The organism is Psychrobacillus sp., assembly GCF_056205495.1.
Genome location: NZ_JBAEAP010000651.1, coordinates 1 through 1,852, shown reverse-complemented (window position 1 = coordinate 1,852; position 1,852 = coordinate 1). Strand labels below are relative to the sequence as shown.

Genomic DNA, 1,852 nt, shown 5'->3' with positions numbered 1-1,852 from the left:
AAATCGAAGAAGCATACGGTGAATGGCATGATTTCTGGTATGTACCTGTTGCTCGGACATAAATTCACTGGCGTCACCGGAATTTTCGATGAAGATTCTACCTAGGAATATTTGCATCTCTTTTTGTTTTCGTTGATTGGTTGCGAGTAGCATTCGTTCAATTGCCACAATAATATCCTGGTCCGTAGGCTTTAGCCATTCGTTTATAATATTCATCTCGGATAGCTGCTCACTAACTAGCTTGAGACTAGTAATGACAACCGTATTAGGTATCTCTTCTACATTCCGTAGATGAAAATTCACCACGTTATCTTTGTTTTCCATATAGACGATTTCTTGGAAATTTTGATACGTAAACGTTTCCTCTAAATTGCTTTTAATAAGCTCCATGTAGTTGTCTTGTATACCGTCCAGACTAATGTTCATGAAATTTTGCTTGCTCTTTAGCTTGTACAGAGACTGATAGAGTCCTGCTCCTTTCAGCGGAATATAGAAGGCTGGTGTCTCTATCGGTATTTCGTCCTTTGCAACTAAATAAGCGATTCTTCCCGAATAAAACAAGCAATCCACCTTGTCCAATAGCTCAATTGTCAGCTTCCTTGCATCTTTTATTTCATCGGATAAACGGAAAATCGGTTGGATATTCGGAAAAAGTCCAAAGCATCTAACCATCGTCTCGCGAATCCATTGCGGCCCTATAACTCCCACCTTTATGTTTGTCTCCATACCTCTCCCCCCTTTGAAATAGAAGAAAAGACACACCTAATCGATGTGCCTCCATTGCTTAACCGTTTACTACACTTTCCTTTTCCAAAAAAGCCTTTACAAATGCATCGTCGTTCAGCTCTGGATACGCGTAGTACACACGATCGATTTCCTCTAGCTGACCGTCACTCAATACCTCGTGATCCATTAGGCACCAGTTCCCTTGCATAAGCCCCTGTCTTCTGAGCACTTCATTGATACCCGCAATACTTCCCTTAAAGTCGTTTCTCGAATCAAAGAATGCTGCATTGGCATCCGTGACGTGCTGGGCAATGCTGAACCACTTTGGATCAATCTGACCCTGTGCCCTCGCTTCTTTTATTTGTTCAAAAAGCTCCACTGCCTTGTGTGTCCACACAGACCAGTGCCCTAGCAAGCCGCCAACGATTTGCTTATCATTATAATTGGTGAACAAATCCACTACGATGTTGTCGTCATTGCCGGTATAAAGCGCAATATCGTCTCTTCTCGGAGAGGCGTTCACTGCGCGAATCACATCTAACGTTAAATAACGGTCAAACGGAGCCATTTTAATGCCGAATACATTGTCGATTGCAGCGAACTGCTCCCAAAATTCATAGCTAAATACCCGTCCACCTACAGCTGGCTGAAGATAAAAGCCGAACACTGGAATAATAGCAGCGACCTCTTTCGTACGTTCAATTAGTTCTTTTTCGGAATATTCATTTAATCCACCGTTACTTAATAGTACCATATCATAGCCAAAACTTTTAGCGATTTCTGCCTCTTTTACCGCCTGCTCTGTTTTACCACAAGCACCCGCGATTTTAAGGAATGGACGATTCAGTTTTGCGTTGTTGATTTCCTCCATCGCAAGCTTTAATACCGTTTCATACAAATCAAACTGAGGATCTCGAATCTCAAATTGTGTGGTATGCACACCAACCGCGACCCCGCCAACGCCTGCCTCCAAGTAATATCGAGTTAAACGGCGTTGTGCCTCTTCGTCGAGTTTTTTGTCTTGCGTGATCGCAAGTGGATGCGCCGGAATGAACGCCCCGTCATGTAGATGCTGTTTTAACTCTTCTTTCATTTAAAACTCACCCTTCCTCTCCTGGAAGTGAGT

At 42.9% G+C, this 1,852-nt stretch carries 2 protein-coding genes; both read right to left on the bottom strand.

Annotated features, from left to right (window positions below; genetic code table 11):
- The coding region (locus AC06OU_RS18745; RefSeq protein WP_475857726.1) for a hypothetical protein at window positions 1-726 on the bottom strand (726 nt) is incomplete at its 3' end.
- Window positions 727-784: 58 nt separating this feature from the next.
- Window positions 785-1,819 carry a dihydrodipicolinate synthase family protein gene (locus AC06OU_RS18740; protein ID WP_475857725.1) on the bottom strand — a complete coding sequence of 345 codons (1,035 nt, stop codon included), beginning with the start codon at window positions 1,817-1,819 and terminating at the stop codon, window positions 785-787.
- Between the last annotated feature and the right edge of the window lie 33 nt (window positions 1,820-1,852).